The organism is Thiomicrorhabdus sp. Kp2, assembly GCF_000478585.1.
Lineage (GTDB): Bacteria > Pseudomonadota > Gammaproteobacteria > Thiomicrospirales > Thiomicrospiraceae > Thiomicrorhabdus.
Window position 1 is genome coordinate 2,020,170 of sequence record NZ_ARWI01000001.1, and the last position, 16,220, is coordinate 2,036,389.

17 protein-coding genes and 1 tRNA gene are annotated in these 16,220 nt (G+C 38.0%); 13 read left to right on the forward strand and 5 right to left on the reverse strand.

Annotated elements, in window-relative coordinates:
• Positions 1–106: 106 nt before the first annotated feature.
• Both A379_RS12800 and A379_RS09135 read right to left on the reverse strand, forming a co-directional pair.
• The gene (locus A379_RS12800) at positions 107–1,180 is read right to left on the reverse strand and encodes a GTP-binding protein (protein WP_051145129.1); all 1,074 of its coding nucleotides are present in this window, start codon (positions 1,178–1,180) and stop codon (positions 107–109) included.
• Between the two features lie 12 nt (positions 1,181–1,192).
• Positions 1,193–2,539, reverse strand: coding sequence for an FAD-dependent oxidoreductase (locus A379_RS09135; RefSeq protein ID WP_040727647.1), 1,347 nt, complete (start codon positions 2,537–2,539; stop codon positions 1,193–1,195).
• A 517-nt stretch (positions 2,540–3,056) separates the two neighbouring features.
• On the opposite strand from A379_RS09135, the gene folM reads away from it, so the two are divergent.
• The 11 genes from folM to A379_RS09190 all read left to right on the forward strand — a co-directional run bounded on the left by folM (position 3,057) and on the right by A379_RS09190 (position 10,259).
• Positions 3,057–3,776 (forward strand): dihydromonapterin reductase, encoded by a 720-nt coding sequence (gene folM, locus A379_RS09140; protein ID WP_051145130.1) that lies wholly within the window; start codon positions 3,057–3,059, stop codon positions 3,774–3,776.
• A 429-nt stretch (positions 3,777–4,205) separates the two neighbouring features.
• Positions 4,206–5,426, forward strand: a complete 1,221-nt coding sequence (locus A379_RS09145; RefSeq protein ID WP_040727649.1) for an integrase arm-type DNA-binding domain-containing protein — start codon at positions 4,206–4,208, stop codon at positions 5,424–5,426.
• A 40-nt stretch (positions 5,427–5,466) separates the two neighbouring features.
• Positions 5,467–5,961, forward strand: coding sequence for a hypothetical protein (locus A379_RS09150; protein WP_040727651.1), 495 nt, complete (start codon positions 5,467–5,469; stop codon positions 5,959–5,961).
• A gap of 29 nt (positions 5,962–5,990) precedes the next feature.
• Positions 5,991–6,626, forward strand: a complete 636-nt coding sequence (locus A379_RS09155; protein WP_040727653.1) for a hypothetical protein — start codon at positions 5,991–5,993, stop codon at positions 6,624–6,626.
• 105 nt (positions 6,627–6,731) lie between these two features.
• Positions 6,732–7,181 (forward strand): hypothetical protein, encoded by a 450-nt coding sequence (locus A379_RS09160; protein ID WP_040727654.1) that lies wholly within the window; start codon positions 6,732–6,734, stop codon positions 7,179–7,181.
• Positions 7,178–7,360, forward strand: a complete 183-nt coding sequence (locus A379_RS09165; RefSeq protein WP_040727655.1) for an AlpA family transcriptional regulator — start codon at positions 7,178–7,180, stop codon at positions 7,358–7,360. Before A379_RS09160 ends, A379_RS09165 begins: the two co-directional genes overlap by 4 nt.
• A 3-nt stretch (positions 7,361–7,363) precedes the next feature.
• Positions 7,364–8,146 carry an inovirus-type Gp2 protein gene (locus A379_RS09170; RefSeq protein WP_040727657.1) on the forward strand — a complete coding sequence of 261 codons (783 nt, stop codon included), beginning with the start codon at positions 7,364–7,366 and terminating at the stop codon, positions 8,144–8,146.
• 61 nt (positions 8,147–8,207) lie between these two features.
• Entirely contained in the window at positions 8,208–8,465 is a 258-nt protein-coding gene (locus tag A379_RS09175) for a hypothetical protein (RefSeq protein WP_040727659.1), read from the forward strand.
• Positions 8,466–8,477: 12 nt separating this feature from the next.
• The gene (locus tag A379_RS09180) at positions 8,478–9,461 is read left to right on the forward strand and encodes a hypothetical protein (RefSeq protein WP_040727662.1); all 984 of its coding nucleotides are present in this window, start codon (positions 8,478–8,480) and stop codon (positions 9,459–9,461) included.
• A gap of 5 nt (positions 9,462–9,466) precedes the next feature.
• Positions 9,467–9,934 carry a terminase small subunit gene (locus A379_RS09185; protein ID WP_051145131.1) on the forward strand — a complete coding sequence of 156 codons (468 nt, stop codon included), beginning with the start codon at positions 9,467–9,469 and terminating at the stop codon, positions 9,932–9,934.
• A gap of 40 nt (positions 9,935–9,974) precedes the next feature.
• Positions 9,975–10,259, forward strand: coding sequence for a hypothetical protein (locus A379_RS09190; protein ID WP_051145132.1), 285 nt, complete (start codon positions 9,975–9,977; stop codon positions 10,257–10,259).
• Positions 10,260–10,504: 245 nt separating this feature from the next.
• Here A379_RS09190 and A379_RS09195 read toward each other — a convergent pair whose 3' ends face one another.
• From A379_RS09195 to A379_RS09205, 3 genes are all read right to left on the reverse strand, one after another.
• Positions 10,505–11,188: a hypothetical protein gene (locus tag A379_RS09195; RefSeq protein ID WP_040727663.1), complete on the reverse strand. Its 684-nt coding sequence runs from the start codon at positions 11,186–11,188 to the stop codon at positions 10,505–10,507.
• 15 nt (positions 11,189–11,203) lie between these two features.
• Positions 11,204–12,043 (reverse strand): hypothetical protein, encoded by an 840-nt coding sequence (locus A379_RS09200; RefSeq protein WP_040727664.1) that lies wholly within the window; start codon positions 12,041–12,043, stop codon positions 11,204–11,206.
• 167 nt (positions 12,044–12,210) lie between these two features.
• Positions 12,211–12,287, reverse strand: a tRNA-Arg gene (locus A379_RS09205).
• 571 nt (positions 12,288–12,858) lie between these two features.
• Here A379_RS09205 and A379_RS09210 point away from each other — a divergent pair.
• Both A379_RS09210 and A379_RS09215 read left to right on the forward strand, forming a co-directional pair.
• Complete coding sequence (locus A379_RS09210) at positions 12,859–15,009, forward strand: choice-of-anchor O protein (RefSeq protein WP_040727668.1); 2,151 nt, start codon at positions 12,859–12,861, stop codon at positions 15,007–15,009.
• A gap of 272 nt (positions 15,010–15,281) precedes the next feature.
• Positions 15,282–15,941 carry a DUF2202 domain-containing protein gene (locus tag A379_RS09215; protein WP_198525668.1) on the forward strand — a complete coding sequence of 220 codons (660 nt, stop codon included), beginning with the start codon at positions 15,282–15,284 and terminating at the stop codon, positions 15,939–15,941.
• Positions 15,942–16,220 lie beyond the last annotated feature (279 nt).

The window sequence follows — 16,220 nt, forward strand, 5'->3', positions numbered from 1 at the left end:
TAAAGAGCATTTAACACTGATTTTGTGTAAATACTCAAAGTAGCGTGCGATTCTATCAAATAATTGACTAAAATGCTGGGTTAATCAATAAAATAGAAATTATCGGTTAATCCATAAGATTGTTTATAGTGTTTTTAATTTGCTTTTCAAGTTGTTGTGGAGAAAGTTTTAAATCATTTCTATTAGATCGATTAGATTTAAAAAGGCATTCTAGGCGGCTATCTTGGCGCCATGCTATATCTTCAAATTTAAGCTCACCTTCGCTCCAGTTTACCAACTGCCACTCGTTGCCTGTTTTGATTAGGCCTTTGGCACGAATTAAGTAGGGTGAAATTTCTTCAAAAAACGCTTTAATTTTAACTCGATTAAATTGCAGTGTGCTATCCCAAATCCAGCCCATGCTTAATAATAATGGTTGTTTTGGGTCTGAGGTTTGACTGATGTAACAAGCTTGGGTTTTATCAATTATTGAGTGGTATGGAGCTTGTGGGTTCTCAGTTTGTTGTTGATGTTCTGAATCGTCGTTTTCTGTTTTTTGAGAGAGTAGGGTAAAGGGTTTAAATGGTCTCTCACCTAGTAGTGCTTGTAGAGAAACGTTTGAATACTGGCTTGGTATTATTTGGTTTTTGCTTGGGTAGCAGTTATCTAAAATGGCCAAGCTTTTTGTAGTGGCATCAGCATCACTTAAATCGGATTTATTTAGAATAATGGTGTCAGCTAAATTCACCAAATCACGCATAACAGCGGACTTTTTCCAACGTTCAGCGGTTAATTGTTGAGGTGTGACTACACACACAATTTTTTGCAATGCCAGAGGGCGCAAAAATTGAGTATGCTGAATGGCATCAATGATTTTAGCGGGATGTCCCAGGCCTGTTGGCTCTATCCAAATGCGGTCAAAATTAAGGGTATGGTCGCTGAGTAATTGGTTAATGGTATTTACTAATCCAATTTGTGCGGTACAGCAAATACAGCCACCAGAAACGGTTTGAATATTAAGTGAATGTGTATTGTGGTTTGATTGAAGTTGACTGGCATCAATGTCGACCTCACCAAATTCATTAATCAAAATAGCCCAGTTTTCATTACATGGTTTTTGTTGAATAAGGTGTTTTAAGCAGGTGGTTTTTCCACTGCCAAGCAATCCTGTTATGAGATGAACTGGCAGTGTTTGAGACATAAACGGTGGCTTTTAGCGTGGCATGTCGGTGCCGCCAAGCAAGTCATTAATGACGGCTTCACGGTCAAGTTCAAGACCTAAACGCTCGGCAATGATTTGTGCATCGCGGTAAGCGTTTCCTAAGCAGGTGGTTGCGCCTGGAGAGGGAGTCATATTAAAGATGAGGTTTTCATCTTCAGGCACAATACTCGCTTCACCCAGCTTTAATTCCATGGTGGTTTTATCAATCACCTGTGGACGTAAACCACCAATACCTTGTGCATATTCCAAATCTTCTGGCTTTAGGCTTGGAATGATTTTGCTGGCATCTTTAGCAAAGAGTTTTTGGCGAATTTTTGGAATCTCAAAGGCAAAGTTTCTAAAAATATAATTACGTATGGTGCTGTCTTTCATTAAATTCCAAAAGACTTTTATGACTTTGAAATCGAGCTTTAAGCTTTTCCAGAAATCCCAATAAGTGCCGCCAGTGTAACGTTCTAGTTTTGGAAGAACTAAGGCGGTTGGCCCTAAACGGGTTTTATTCAATTCGATTAAATCAGGGTCACCATGTAGAGCGGCAAAGGGGAGTTTGTCGTTTTGCATGGTGTAAACTTTTCCGTTTAGCATTTTTGGAACATAGTAAAAACTGCCTGCCATCGGTAGAATGGACATATCCATGCCGTGACCAAGCTGGTTGGCGAGTAGTAAGCTATGCGCACCCGCAGAAACCACAACAAATTTAGCCAGAAAAGTCCCTTGTGGCGTGGTCAGTTCATAGTGGTCATCATACTTGGCAATTTTTTCTACTTCACTGCTCAAAGAAACATTGATTTCTGTGCTGCCATTTCGAGCACTATTAATAAATGACTTTGATAGATTGCCAAAGTTTACGGCTGAATATTCATCGGTACAACCAGAGGCAATGATTTTTTCTGGACGAGGTTTTCCATCAATCAGTGCAACAGCAGGTTCAACCTCGGCAATACGCTCAGCATCCCAAAGCTCCATATATGGAAAGGCTTCAGCAAACTCTTCATGGCGTTTTTCTAAGCGTTCACACTCGTCTTCACCTACCGCCAAAATCATTTTAGGGAACTTATACAGAAAATCGTTTTTCTCAACTTGGCTTGCGTAGTGCACAATCATATTAGCTTGCTGTTTCACTAATTTGGCTTTTGCTAAGGTATAGTTGGTTTCAATATCGCCACAATGAAGTGTTTGACTGTTCGAACGTGCGTGCGAGTTTAGCGGTGCAAGAGAGCCATATTTTTCTAGCATGGCAACTGAACCGACATTTGTGTACTTGGAAAGCATGTAAGTTAAAGCGCTTCCTGAAATTCCACCGCCAACAATTACGACATCAAATGTACGATTTTTCATCTCTTTTATCTCTGTATTCACTTAAATTCATAGTGCCAGTAAAACTGGTAGCCAGTTATTATATAAAAAATATTAATATGGGGTTTGGGTAAATGTAATGTTAAAAGCTAACATACTGTTTATAAGAGACCTTTGCACGAGTCGATGAACATATAAAAACGGCTATAATCCTCTATCTTCAGGCTAAAAAATCCGCCCAATAACTGGTTATTATGCGTATTTTTTAGCCTAAATCTAAAGAGTTCTATCTTGTTTTTCTTACGTCCCCGACTCGTGCAAAGGTCTCTATTAAGTGATTTTATCTAACGTTTTTACCTCTTTTTTCATTTTTGTTTCTACGGTTTTCACTTTGAGTTATTCTCAAAGCAACTGAGATTTTACCTAAATTCAACAAGTGCCTAATCACTGTATAGTTTTTATAAAAACGGTACAATAAATTTAATAACGCAGGCCTGTTGTCTTTAAAACGGACAGTCACAATGTTGTCAGCCTTACGCTTGAGAGAGGGAATTTGAGTTTGTTAAAAGAAAATGCGGTTTTAATTACAGGTGGCGGTCAGCGTATTGGCGCTTATTTAGTAAGACAGTTCTTATTACAAGGTCAATATCCAGTCATCTTCACTTACAGAACCCCACGAGCGGAAGTGGATGAATTAATCGCTTTGGGTGCAATCGCGATTCAATGCGATTTTACTCAACAAACAGAGTTACCAGGCCTGGTAGAACAGATAAAGCAAACGGTCAGTAGTTTGCGTGCAGTTATTCATAATGCTTCTTTATGGTTGAATGATGAACAAGCTCCTGCATTATCAGCGCAATATCAGAGTTTATTTCAAATTCATGTAGAAGCGCCCATTTATTTAAATCAGCAATTAAAACCTTTACTGAACGCTTCTGATTGTGAGAACAAAGACATTATCTCTTTGTCGGATAATAGCGTAAATCGTGTCACCGATAATCATGTGGCTTACCTTTCAAGTAAAGCCGCCATGCAAACCGCAAGCCAAGTGTTTGCTAAAAAGTTTGCCCCAGATATTAAGGTGAATGATATCGCACCCGCGTTAATTGAGTTTAATATTGGCGATTCGTCAGAATATAAAGAAAAACGCCTAACCCAAGCCGCTATCCCCATTGAACCAGGTGCAAAAGTGGTTTGGCAAGCGGTCAACTATATTATGAACAGTTCCTATACAACAGGTATTTCACTGCCCCTAAACGGTGGAAGGCATCTTACTTAGCTTGCTGGTTTGACTAAGAAACCTATCCTGTAATGCAGTTTATTACTGAGCTGGTAAAATCGTATTATTGTCTGCGGATGCCAAAAGCGACCTATCTCTTAAACCGATAAACACTTCGTATGAACCAACTTTTCTCTGTTTCGAGTTCTTTGATTAAAAGACAGACTAATAAAGTCACAAATTTGTAAATCGATTGGATGGATTTCAAAAGCAAATGAAATATTGCGGTTTTGTTGAATAAGTGGGGTTTTGAGATGCACTGAATGGCGCGCTTGAGAAACCTCGAACATGAGTTTTTTATGGTTCTTAACTGTATATAGAGTCTTTATTTAACAAATAGTTAAGTATTTATTGGTTCTAAATGGTTTGTTGAAATCCCGAATAAAATACGGTATCGTTTACGGTATCTATTCAGGAGGTTTACCAAAAGTGAAACGAAGTCTTACAGATAGAGCGGTCAAGTCGCTGAAACCAAAAGATAAGCAGTATAAAAAAGCTGATGGGGGTGGGTTGTACCTATTGATAAAGCCGAACGCTTCTAAACTATGGCGTTATGATTTTTCCTATTTGAGCAAAAGATACACACTTTCTATTGGTTCTTACCCAGAAATTGATTTATCTACTGCTAGAGATATACATGGTCAGGCTAGAGCTGATTTAGCGGCGGGTAACGATCCTAGACAAAGGCATAATGAAAGCCATCAATTAAAGTCTTTTAGCTATTACGCAAGAGAGTGTGTTCTTCGTCAAGAAATCTCGGAATCAACACGTCAGAAGAAATGGCAAAGAATAGAGCGCTACCTAAATCCAGTTTTAGATAGGAAGCCAGTTAACACTATTACCACAATAGACCTGCTTAATATTTGTAAGCCTATAGCTGATGAAGGTAAGCGTGAGACAGCTAGATATGTCTCGACTTATGCTAGACAGACTTTTAACGACCTTGTGTTGTTACAGTTGATTTCTATTAATCCCGCCGCAGGATTGTCAGAATTACTGCCTTCACCCAGGCCATCGGAAAACTTTGCTTTTACCTTAGAGCAGAAAACTCTCAAAGCGTTGTTGCTTGGTTTTGATGCTTATTCTGGCGATATAGCTGTCGCAAAAGCTCTCCAGTTTATGCCATTGGTATTTCTTAGGCCGAAGAATATTAGGTTTCTTAAGTGGAGTCATGTTGATTTCCAAGAGAGGTTAATTACTTTTCAAAAAGATGATATGAAAATGAAGCGCCCACACTTTCTTCCAATGAGCAGACAGGTTATTGAGATATTAAGGTTTATGGAGCGATTGACAAGTGGTCAAGAGTACGTGTTTTCTACAGCCAGAGCTTGTGGTAAGCCAATGAGTGAGAATACTTTAAACCAGGCTATTAAACGTATCAGGAATCCAAAGGATGGATTGCCATTTGGTAAAGGAGTAATGACTTCTCATGGCTGGCGTCATGTAGCTTCTACATATCTCCATGAGCTTGGGTATGAGTCAGAGTTAGTGGAAGCTCAGTTAAGTCATGCCGATGCTAATTCGGTTAGATCTGTTTATAACAAGGCTGAATATTTATCCAAAAGAGCAGGGATGCTCCAAGATTGGGCTAATTATTTGGATGGAATTAAAAGAGGTGCCGAGGTGGTGCCATTATTTAAAGTTAAATAATTATTGTTTTACATTAATAAGCCGAAGATAGGAGGCGTATATGAAAACTAATGTTACTGAGTGTAACTTGCCAGCAGAGTTTGTAATGAGCACAAGTACTAGTAAGTTGAAGTTTAAAAACAGGAAGAAACTTCCATTACACAGGCTTCCTTTTGTAGGAGATGAGGATGGGAAGCTGGGGCTATCTTTTTGGAAAGTGCCAAAGGACGGCGGGTATGCTGGCGGCTGTACAACTGGAAAAGCTTTAGCGCGCATTTACTTAAAGCATCTAAAAGAGCATGGAGGGTGTCCTGGTGGGATGCTTCAAAGCATAACTTTAGATATGCTTGATAAAGAGAGGGATGACAGGCAAGAATGGGATTCATTAAAAGGGCAGGCTGTTGGCTTCTTTTCAGAGCTTGATAGATGGCTAGTAGCTGCGGCTAAAAACATGGATGATGGGCTTGAAAATGAAGATAACAGAGTGTTATTAAAAACAGCCAATAAGGGTCTTAATTTTGATGCTGCTGCGTATAGAGCCAGCTTGAAAGATTAAGTTCCGTTTTTAAAAAATGAGAGGACTCAATGAAGCCTGAATTAATTTCGCTTTCTGATGCGCTTAAGCTAATAACTTCTCAAGGAGCGGGTAAGGATGAGGTGCTAATTGAAATAACATCGAATATTCGTTCTAAAAAGTTAAAGGCATTCCTTAATAAGTCAGGTATAGGAATGGTTGAGGAAATAGAAAAAAGGGGGGGTGGCATATACTTCATCACAGGAACAACTAGTTATAATATTGAGGGGTTTATGCTGCCTGGAGAGGTGCCCCTTCTTGAGGTTGCTCACTCAATTCATTTCATTGAACAGCAAATTTTTGACATGTTTGGAGTCCAGCTTGATACAACAGGGGGACTAAATGATTTAAAGAGTGCTAAAGCTGGAAAAGCAACAATTCCAGTACCAAAAGCTTATTACAAAAAAGCAATAAGAGAAGCGATTAGTGTTCTTGGTAAAGGAGCAACTAATGAGCAAATCTACCAAAAGATAAAATCTTTAAGAGCAGGAGCAAAGGATTCTTCTTACCTTTATGAGATCGAGTTTGAAGGTGATGAAGTTTTTAACTTTAATGTTACCAGTCAAACAGCCACGGTTCTTATGAGTGGTGGCAGAGCCATATCTAAGCAGACTTTTCAAGATTCTGTATCAAAGTTAAAAAAATAATCTTTCGTATCTTTCGTTCCGACGAAAAAAAAGACGAAAACGAAAAACACACTTATCTCAACTCTTCAAAAGGAGAGGGTTTTTAATTAAATCGGAGATAAGAAAATGAGCAAGACTCAATATCAAACAGCTAACGCAGCATTAACCCACCTATTGAATGGCGAGCGCTTTTCTCGCTTAAACCTTCCACAAGATGTTGGCACTATCAATTCAAGCTTACATTCAATCATTAGCACAATTCAAAACAAATACTTCGTCCCTATCTGTTCAGAGTACAACATTCACAATGTCTGTGAGTATTGGGTGGAGAAGGAAGAGATAGAACGCTTTTACAATGACAGAGAGTCTCAAAGAGAAGAGATGAAACACGAGGTTCGTCTTCGCTCTATTCAGAGAGAAGCAAAAGCTCTTCTTCGCCTTGCTGAAAAACTTGCTACTAACAGTGATGGTCTAAACCTAGTTATTCAAGAATTGGATGGAAAAGGTAAGTTTGCTGAGCTTGTTATTCAGGCCGCTAACGATTCCTTTGGCAAGAACGGAGGTGACGCAGCATGAATAAGCGAATCTACCGTTTAAAAGCCCTTGTAAGTGAGTTAGGGCTGTCTAAAACAACAATCTACGCATTGATTAAGGAAGGCCAATTTCCAAAGCCTGTCAGTCTAACAGCTCGTTCAGTAGGTTGGAAAGCAGAGGATATTGAAGAATGGCTTAATTCACGCAAGAAAGTGAGTTAGACCATGCCTGTCATGACCCATGTTTTGGAGGGTAATAACAGCCCTCTTAACACCTTCAATTCATTTAGCGGTTTTGTATCAGCGGTTTTGTATCATGAGACTGTTAGCAACCCCTTATGGATTGAAGGTTTTAGAGATTCCAAAGTGGAACGAAAAAAGCGGATATTTCTAATATCTAATAACTCTTCCTCTACAAATTCAGATAGAAAATTAACAAACAGAAAGTACGTTACATACTCAAATACATACAAGCACGAGAGCGGTTATTACGATATTAACGTTGCTAAGAAATCTGGATGTTATACGCAAGTTCTTAGTCGAATGATTGACCAATTGTTGGTTTGCTATAAGAGATGGAAAAGGGTTTTTGTGCTACGTTTTGACCTTCATTACAAAATATACACTCAAGACAACAAGGTTGTTAGTGACTTCATGCGAAGAGTGCGCTCTTATATCAAGCGAAATTATCAGGCAAAGGAAGTAGGTTTTTGCTGGGTCAGGGAAGTTGAGAGAGTTAAGGTACAGCACTATCACGTTGTTTTGTTTCTTGATGGTGACAAGATAAGGCATTCATCTAAACTCAATAAAGTCATCAAGGGAATGTGGGAGAGAAATACTTGCGGCACGAAAACTATGCCTACTATTCCGAACCCATATTATTGGATTAATGATATGGAGGGGGTGAAAGACGTGGTTTGGCGTATCTCTTATATGGCTAAAGAGCGTGGTAAAGGTTATAGGGGTGTTCAGGCAAAAGATTATTCAGCAAGTAGATTAAAGTCTTAATTATGATTAGTGTAACAATAATCAAGATGTTAAAATATAATTGAAAACTTTAGGTCTAAAGATGAAAAGTATTGAAGAAAGTTTGGCCTTAAAAAAGGCTAAAGAAATAATTGAAAGAACAGCTCATTATGAAGGTAAAAGTATAGAGCGAGAGCTGTTTGACGCAGCTATTACTGTTGCCGCATTTATAGATTCTGGTCGAATTACTTTTGAAGATGATATGGCTGATTTTTATACGCATGGCCTTGTTGCTTGGGGGGTAGTAGCCGCTCATAGAATAGGTATCAAGAGTGAGTCAGAAAATAAAACGATTCAATAAAGGTGGAAAGGTATGTTCGGAGAAATATTAGGCGGGGCTATAGGCGGGCTTTTTGGTGGAAGTGAAAGCTCGTCTACGAGTGAGAGTAATGTTTGGGGGGAGCAAGAGAACTACCTCAAAGATATATATCAAAATTCACAAGGTTTATACAATCAAGGCTGGCAAGCACCAGGTGTAGCGGATTTTAACAATATCCAAAACGATGCTATGACAGGCATGCTTGGATATGCCAACACAACAGGCATGGATATTGCCAATAACAACATGAACCAGGCCACACAGCTAATGGGCGGTTATGACCAGGCGCAGAACTACTATGGCGATTTAATGAATGGCGGCACACAGTTCAATGCTAATGCTAATCAGTTCATCAACTCAGACTTAGTAAACGGACAAATCAATGCGGCTAACAGTGCGGTAGATGACCAGTTCGGGCAAGCAATGAACGGCATTGCTTCACAAAGCGCAGGCGGCGGTAACACAGGCTCAACACGTAGAGCCGCAGCAGAAGCTATGATGGCGAAAGAAGCAGCAGGCTTAAAGTCTAACAATGTCTCTAACATTCAAAACAATGCTTATCAAAACGCCATGAATCAAATGAATCTTGGTGCTAATAACACGATGAATATGGCGAATCAAGGCACAGGTATGATGGGTGATGCTTATAGTATGGGGCTACAGCCATACCAAACAGCCTTGAATGTAGGCGGAATGAAACAAGATATGTCGCAAACTCAATACGACTGGCAGAATAATAACGAATGGGATTTATTAGGGCGTTATCAAGCGGCTATCGGCAATCCTACTGTGCTTGGTAGTTCAACAAGTAGTACAGCAGACTACAACAATGATCTTGGTAAAGGTTTAATGGGAGGATTGTCATATTCTTTCTTTGATGGTGCCAACGGTTATGGTCTTGGCTCTTTGGGCTATGGGGCAAGTTATGACATTAACCCGCTTGGTCAGCAAGCAAGTATGTTATCTAACCAATGGTGATTTAGTTGAGGTCTTTAACTGATAAACAAGAGGCTTTCTCTAAAGAGTTCGTGCTAAACGGAGGTAATGCCTCTGCTGCTTATAGAAAAGCTTATGAGGCCTCTAAGATGAAGCCTGAAAGTATAAATGTTAAGGCTTGTGAGTTACTCAAGAACGGCAAGATTACGGTAAGGATTGATGAAATTCAAAGTAAGGTAAAAGCAAAGCTTGAACAACAGTTTGATTCTACTGTTAATGAGCGGCTTTTTTTACTTTGGGGTATAGCAAAGGCATGTAGTCAGAAAGAAGAAGGTACGCAGAGGCTCGTAAATCCTCAAGCGGCTATTAGTGCTATTGACCAGATTAACAAGATGACAGGTGATCACGCAGCAGTTAAGCAGAAGACTGAACACAGTGGCAGTGTTGAAATGACAGATAGCCGAGCGTTAGAGATATTAACTGAGAATGGAATAGATGCTAGTAAGCTTAACTAATGTTGATTTCAGCTAAAACTAAAAAGGTTTGATATAGATTATGGCTAACACAACAGGTAGAAAATTTGGGGGGCGTCAAAAAGGCACGCCAAACAAAACAACTTTAGAGATTAAAGAGGCGATAATTGAGGCTTTTAATAAAGCTGGTGGAGTGGATTATTTAGTGGGGTTAGCGAAAGAAAATCCAAGCGTCTTTGCTGGCCTATTGAGCAAGGTTTTACCTAGGGACGTTAATGTTGAAGCAGTTATTAATAAGTCAGCAAAGAGTAAAGAAGAAATTGAATCAGAACTTGTAGCACTTGGGATTGATCCAAGCAAACTATAGGACAGTATGCTTTTATTTAAATAAAGAAGGTCGGTAATCCCTATTTTTTTAATTATTTGATAAACTAGCTAGGGATTGAGTATAAGACTCGATATGCCTCTTTGCGATTACGTTATGTTTAGCAATGCTTTGGACTGGAAGCACTCAATCTCTTATCCCAACACTTGGCATGGAAAGTATCGGGTTGCCTTAAGCGGTTATTATGCCTATCTTTATTTGTTAGCGTTATATTTTAACCTTGTGGTTTATGTCGCAAAGTTAATTATTATTAAGTCTTCACAAGCAAATAGCAATATTAAAGCTGTAATAGCTAGAGCTAATGGGAATAAAAAATCCATTATTATCAGTCCAGTTACGGCACTCTTTGTTACTTTGTCAATTTCTTGTGCTCTCTTCAAATCAGGCAGAATATAGTTATTTAATCTTAGTTGATGATTTTCATAGTCAGAGTATTGTTTTCTATACTCATTTTGAGCAATGGTTTCATCCGTAATTATATGGCTCAGATTTGACGCGGGTTGTGGAGGCGGAAAGCCATTTATGCTGTGAAAAGAGTTTATTTTCTCCTCTAGTTTGTTCTTTTCCATGGTAATGCTGTCAGATAGGGGGGTGTAGTTCTGTCTGAAAAGTATTCCAATGATTCTGTGAGGTTTTTTGATAGACAGAGAAATCTCATTGCTACTGTATATTAATAGAAAAATATACCTAAATAAAAACCAAAGTAAAACCAGTCTTATAAAAACTGGTAAATAATCCCAGTTATTATTAATTGTCACAGAAAAGGGGGAGAGGCTTCCTGTTAGTGATGGCTCAAAGGTTATGTAGAAAATTACAATGCTACTAATCGCTAATAGTTTGTTTTTTGCTTTGGTCGCTTTGTCTGAAACCAGATTGTTTGAATCTGTGTAATCTTCCAATTGTTCAGTCATTATTTTCCCATGTCCCTAAAATAATATTCCAAGAATTAAGCTTAAGGCAATTATCCAAGCTGTTAACTTTATGGAAGATAAATTTGTATCTAATTCATTCAGCTTTTTGAAGATTTGTGCTGTTGCTTCTATAATCTGTTGTGAGTTGTCTTGAGCAGTTTCTTGCTTGTCTCTATATGTATCTTCTGCTATGTTGTCACTTTCAGTTTCGGTAAATATTTTGGTAAAGGTAATGCCCGAAAACTCAGCTTTTTCATTATTTTCTTTATCAAAATACATTTCTTTATCATTGATTGGGCCAACCCATAACCAGCCTTTCCTATTGATATAAACAGAAAGCTGAATATCCGACTTTAACAACCATTTTTCGATACAATCAAAAATTTCTTTTGTAACACCAAACTCAGCATAAACCTCGTCTTCAATAGATATTTCTGGGTTTCCTTTAAAATAAAAGAAAGTTCCAGACTTAACAACAAGGTCAATATTATCAGTTGTATCTACCTCTCGAAGGATAAGGTTGAAATAATCTATCCTGTTGTGTCTCGATGTAGGGCTTTCTTTATCTTCTGGAACTCCAAGCAACATAGAATTATAAGAATCTTCAAATTTAGCTTTCGCTCTCAATCTTCTGAGCGGGTTTGAGTACTTAACCTCATTAGGGTTTTCATACATTTCATTTTGCGCTTGCTTTTCTTCATTTGAATGCTCAAACAATCCCAGGAGCCGAGGAGCTCTTGAAAACCACTCTTCATTTTCATCAAGCTCAAGTAAATCAGCTGTTGTTGTAAATTCTAAATCGAATAATTCAAAGTATTCTTGATGCCAACGAAATTCTAAGTCTGTAAAACTCATAATAGATACCCTTGTTTTAACTGCGTGACATTTACATAGTTAGCATATACGTATATTTACAGATTCTCAAGAGTGGGAAAAGAAAATGAAAAGCGGTATTTTTTACGGTATCTATAAAGGATTGTGTAAGGAAAGTGTATATTATTCAATAGGTTACTTGTAAAGAATGGTGCGCTTGAGAGGATTCGAACCCCCGACCCCTGCCTCCGGAGGGCAGTGCTCTATCCAGCTGAGCTACAAACGCAGATTGTTAAAGTGTTCATATTATAAGGGGTTCAAGTGTGTTGGTTACGCTTTTCTTGATGTTTTCTTTAATGTGACAAGTTTTTTTGTTTTTGTCTGTAATAAAGCGATTGTGGTTATCTGGATAAAAGTACTTTTCGATAATGGCTTTACTTTAAACTTGATATGATTAAATTCCTTATTCAGAGAGGGTTTTTACTTAATTCACTTGTTTTAAATTAAGTTTTAGGGTGTTATTTTCTCTAGCGATTCAATCTAATCTATAATTTTTAACCCTATAACAAAATCATGATTTTTATGAGTTTCACCTGTTAGGGTGAGTGAATAAACAATTTTAAAAACAATCCGTTATTGCTTGTTGCGCTATTTTTATATTTGAACTATATTCAATAAAGATAGTATGGTTTTTTATAATAATTTAACTGTTTTTTATGCTTAATTTAATATGCAGTGGATTCTAGCGAATACCCCAGTATAGGCGTAACATAATAGTTGAAGAGAGACCATAAACTTAATGAGAATTGAGTGATGGTTTTAGTGAACACTAAGTTGAATACAGAGGTAGAGAGAGTATGAAGACACAAAAAAAACAGTTAATTATTGCCATGGCGTTAGCTGTGGGAGTAAGTGGTAATGCTTATGCAGTAGAGCAAGCTAATACACAAATGCATTTTGGTGAAACGCAAAACTTATCAAGTAAACAAGTACCTGATTTAGGATTGGCATTTAAGGCTAAATTGGTTCGTTTAGGTAATGGTATGTTAATCAGCGCTTTTGGTGATGGTGTTGATGCAAGTAAAGTTGTTTATGACTTGAAAGGTGATAACGAAAGACCTGCAAGAGATATTTTTGTTAGAACGTGTGCGAGTGCAAGTGTGGATTGTGGTGTGGAGTCTAACTGGAGTGATCCTGTTAACGTTTCTAATACAGCAGTTCAAACAAGTATTAGTACAGATTGGGATGGCGAAAGTGTTGATGGCACAACACGCAAAGCTTATTGGGGTGATTCAGATAAGCCAAACATTGCCAATGGTGGTGGTAACTTAATGCTTACGTGGGTTGATAAGTTTTGTGATAGTGGTTCTCAAAGAACGGTTACTTATGTAACGCGTGATAACAGAGAGATTCCATTTAGTTGTACTTATGCGTCTTATTCAACTAATGGTGGATTGGCATGGACAGCACCAACTCGTTTAAGTGATGGATCACGTGATGCTAAACAAGATGCGAGTAAGGTTAGCTCGATGGGGCAGTCTGTTATTACATGGCAAGAAGACCCGTTAGGGTTACAAATTGGTGGAGGAGATGGTCCTGGTGATGGTGCTTCTGGTGCAACGGCTTCTCACGGTACAGATGTGTGGTACGCCACTACAACCAATGAGGTAACGGATGCTGTGCTTAAAAAAGGTAAGCCAACAGGATTTACAACGCCAGCACGTTTAACAAATAACTTCACAAAAAGTATGGCAGGTGATAACCGTACAGTAAAAGATGCAAATGGTAATTTAGTAGATGCATCAGTTATTGATGGTGGCTCAACGGCATCAACTAGAGCTAATAATGCTTTGGTAGGTTCAAATATTGTGGTTACTTATGAAGAGACAAAAGGATCTGAAGAAATTGAATTTGGTAAGTATATTCGTTACCACAGTTTTCCTTATTCTACTGATCCAAGTGCAGTAACCAACCAAGCAGGTTGTTTGATTTCAAACCCTGCTGAAAATGCACGTCGTGTCCGTTTTGTACCTCAAGCGACACCAGGTGCAAGTGGTTTACAAATGGGTATCTTCTGGAAAGAAGGTAAATATGATGGCGGTGGACCATCTGACATAGTGGCGCGTGTTTTACGAAACGGTGTAAGTTATACCAATATGGTTCCAGCCGTTGATGCTAACTGTAATGCACCTGATTATGATTCGTCTAAAGCGGTTAATAATCAGCCTGCTTATAATTTAAGTAGTAACACCAAAACAGGCGGAAACTTAAGTGATACCACTGAAGCTAATAATGCAGAAAACGCATTAGCGCACCGTGGTGCAATTGTTGGTGATGATTTATATATTGGTTATTCATATACTTCTGATTGGGCGTTAGTGACTTACACTAACTTAGATAACTATGATTTCTGGCTACGTCATTATAATGGTGCAACGGATGAGTGGACGACACCTGTTAACTTGTCTAACCTAAAAAGTGAAATAAACCCAGAAACCAATGTTGAATACAAACCATTGACAGTGCGTGAACCACGTTTTGTTAAAACACCTTACTCGGATGACCCAGCACAAAACTATAATCCAGATGCGTTTGTAATTGCATGGGGTACGCAAACCAACGTGGCTTCTCATATTGAAGAGGCAGAAGATGTTGAGATTTTCTATACACGTTCATTTGATAAAGGGGTCACTTTTGAACCAGTAGTCAGTGTTGCAAACCCGAATAATGCGTCTCGTTTTGAGTCGCAATTACGCCCATCTCCAGATGGTCAAACGGTATATGCTGTTTGGAACGAAGAGAGTAATGGTGCGGTAGATGCAATTTCTGCAGTGGCCATTACAGGTGAAGTAACGGATGTTCCAGTGGTAACGCCACCTGTTACAGATACAACTGTTGCTTCAAGTGGTGGAAGTGCCAGCGTATTTAGCGGTTTGATTATGCCAGCCTTAGTTGGACTGCTAATGGGTATTATTGGGTTTATGGGGTTACGCAAAATCCAGAAATAATCTTTAAACTCAACGCTTTTATTCTATAAAAGCCATTGAACAAAAAAGCGTCGCTAAATCATTTAGCGGCGCTTTTTTTTTGTAATTTTTTGTAATTTCTTGTGATTTTTGGCGGACTTAATAAATAAAAAATCGTTGTAACGCTCTATTAAAAAAGTATTTATAAGAGTTTACTTATATGTATTAATAAATAAATTCATGTGTACATGTAAAATAATTACATTTAATATTATCCATGACAAAGACATGTTTTAAACAACAAGGAATTATTTATGAAAATGACAATTAAAACACTTTTTTCTATTGGTTTTATGGCACTGGCTTTAAATGTTTCAGCGGGTAATGGTTTTAAAAATCAAACAATCACTTCAATGGAAGAAGCCGTTGAAGCAAGTACTTTAGAAGCGATTTCGGTAGAAGAAGAGCACGGTATTTTATTTATGCGTGAAGAAGAGAAACTTGCTCGTGATGTTTATTTAACGCTATACGATATTTGGGGATTAAATATTTTTCAAAATATTGCTAAGTCAGAGCAGACTCATACGGATGCGATTAAAGGTTTGATTGAAAAATATCAATTAGCTGATCCTGTTATTGATGACACAATTGGTGTGTTTACAGATTATCACTTTGTTGAGGTTTATGAAGCTTTGGTGGCTAAAGGCAGCGAAAGTTTAGAAGGCGCTTTACAGGTTGGAACTGAAATTGAAGAACTGGATATTAAAGATATTGCAGAATCGATTGCTCAAGTAGAAGGGAATGACGATATTATTAATGTCTATTCTGAGTTAATGAAGGGGTCACGTAACCACCTACGCTCTTTTTGGGATGTGTTAACAAGCAAAGGATTTACTTATGTTCCTTCACATATCTCACAAGAAGAGTTTGATGCGATTATCAATTCACCAATGGAAACAACTAATTTAAAATAATGTTTTAAACATTCACAATGAGTTGTTCATTAATAGAAGGGGCTTTTGCCCCTTTTTTGTTAAAAAAAGATTAATAGAGACCTTTGCACGAGTTGATGAACATATAAAAACGGCAATAGTCCTCTATCTTCAGGCTAAAAAATTCTATCTCGTTTTTCTTACGTCCCTGACTCGTGCAAAGATCTCTAATAGAATTGATTTGTTTTATGTGAAGATAGAAAAAATGGGTTAGAAATTGAAATATAAAGACTTTATTTAGAATAAATGTTGCTAAAATCA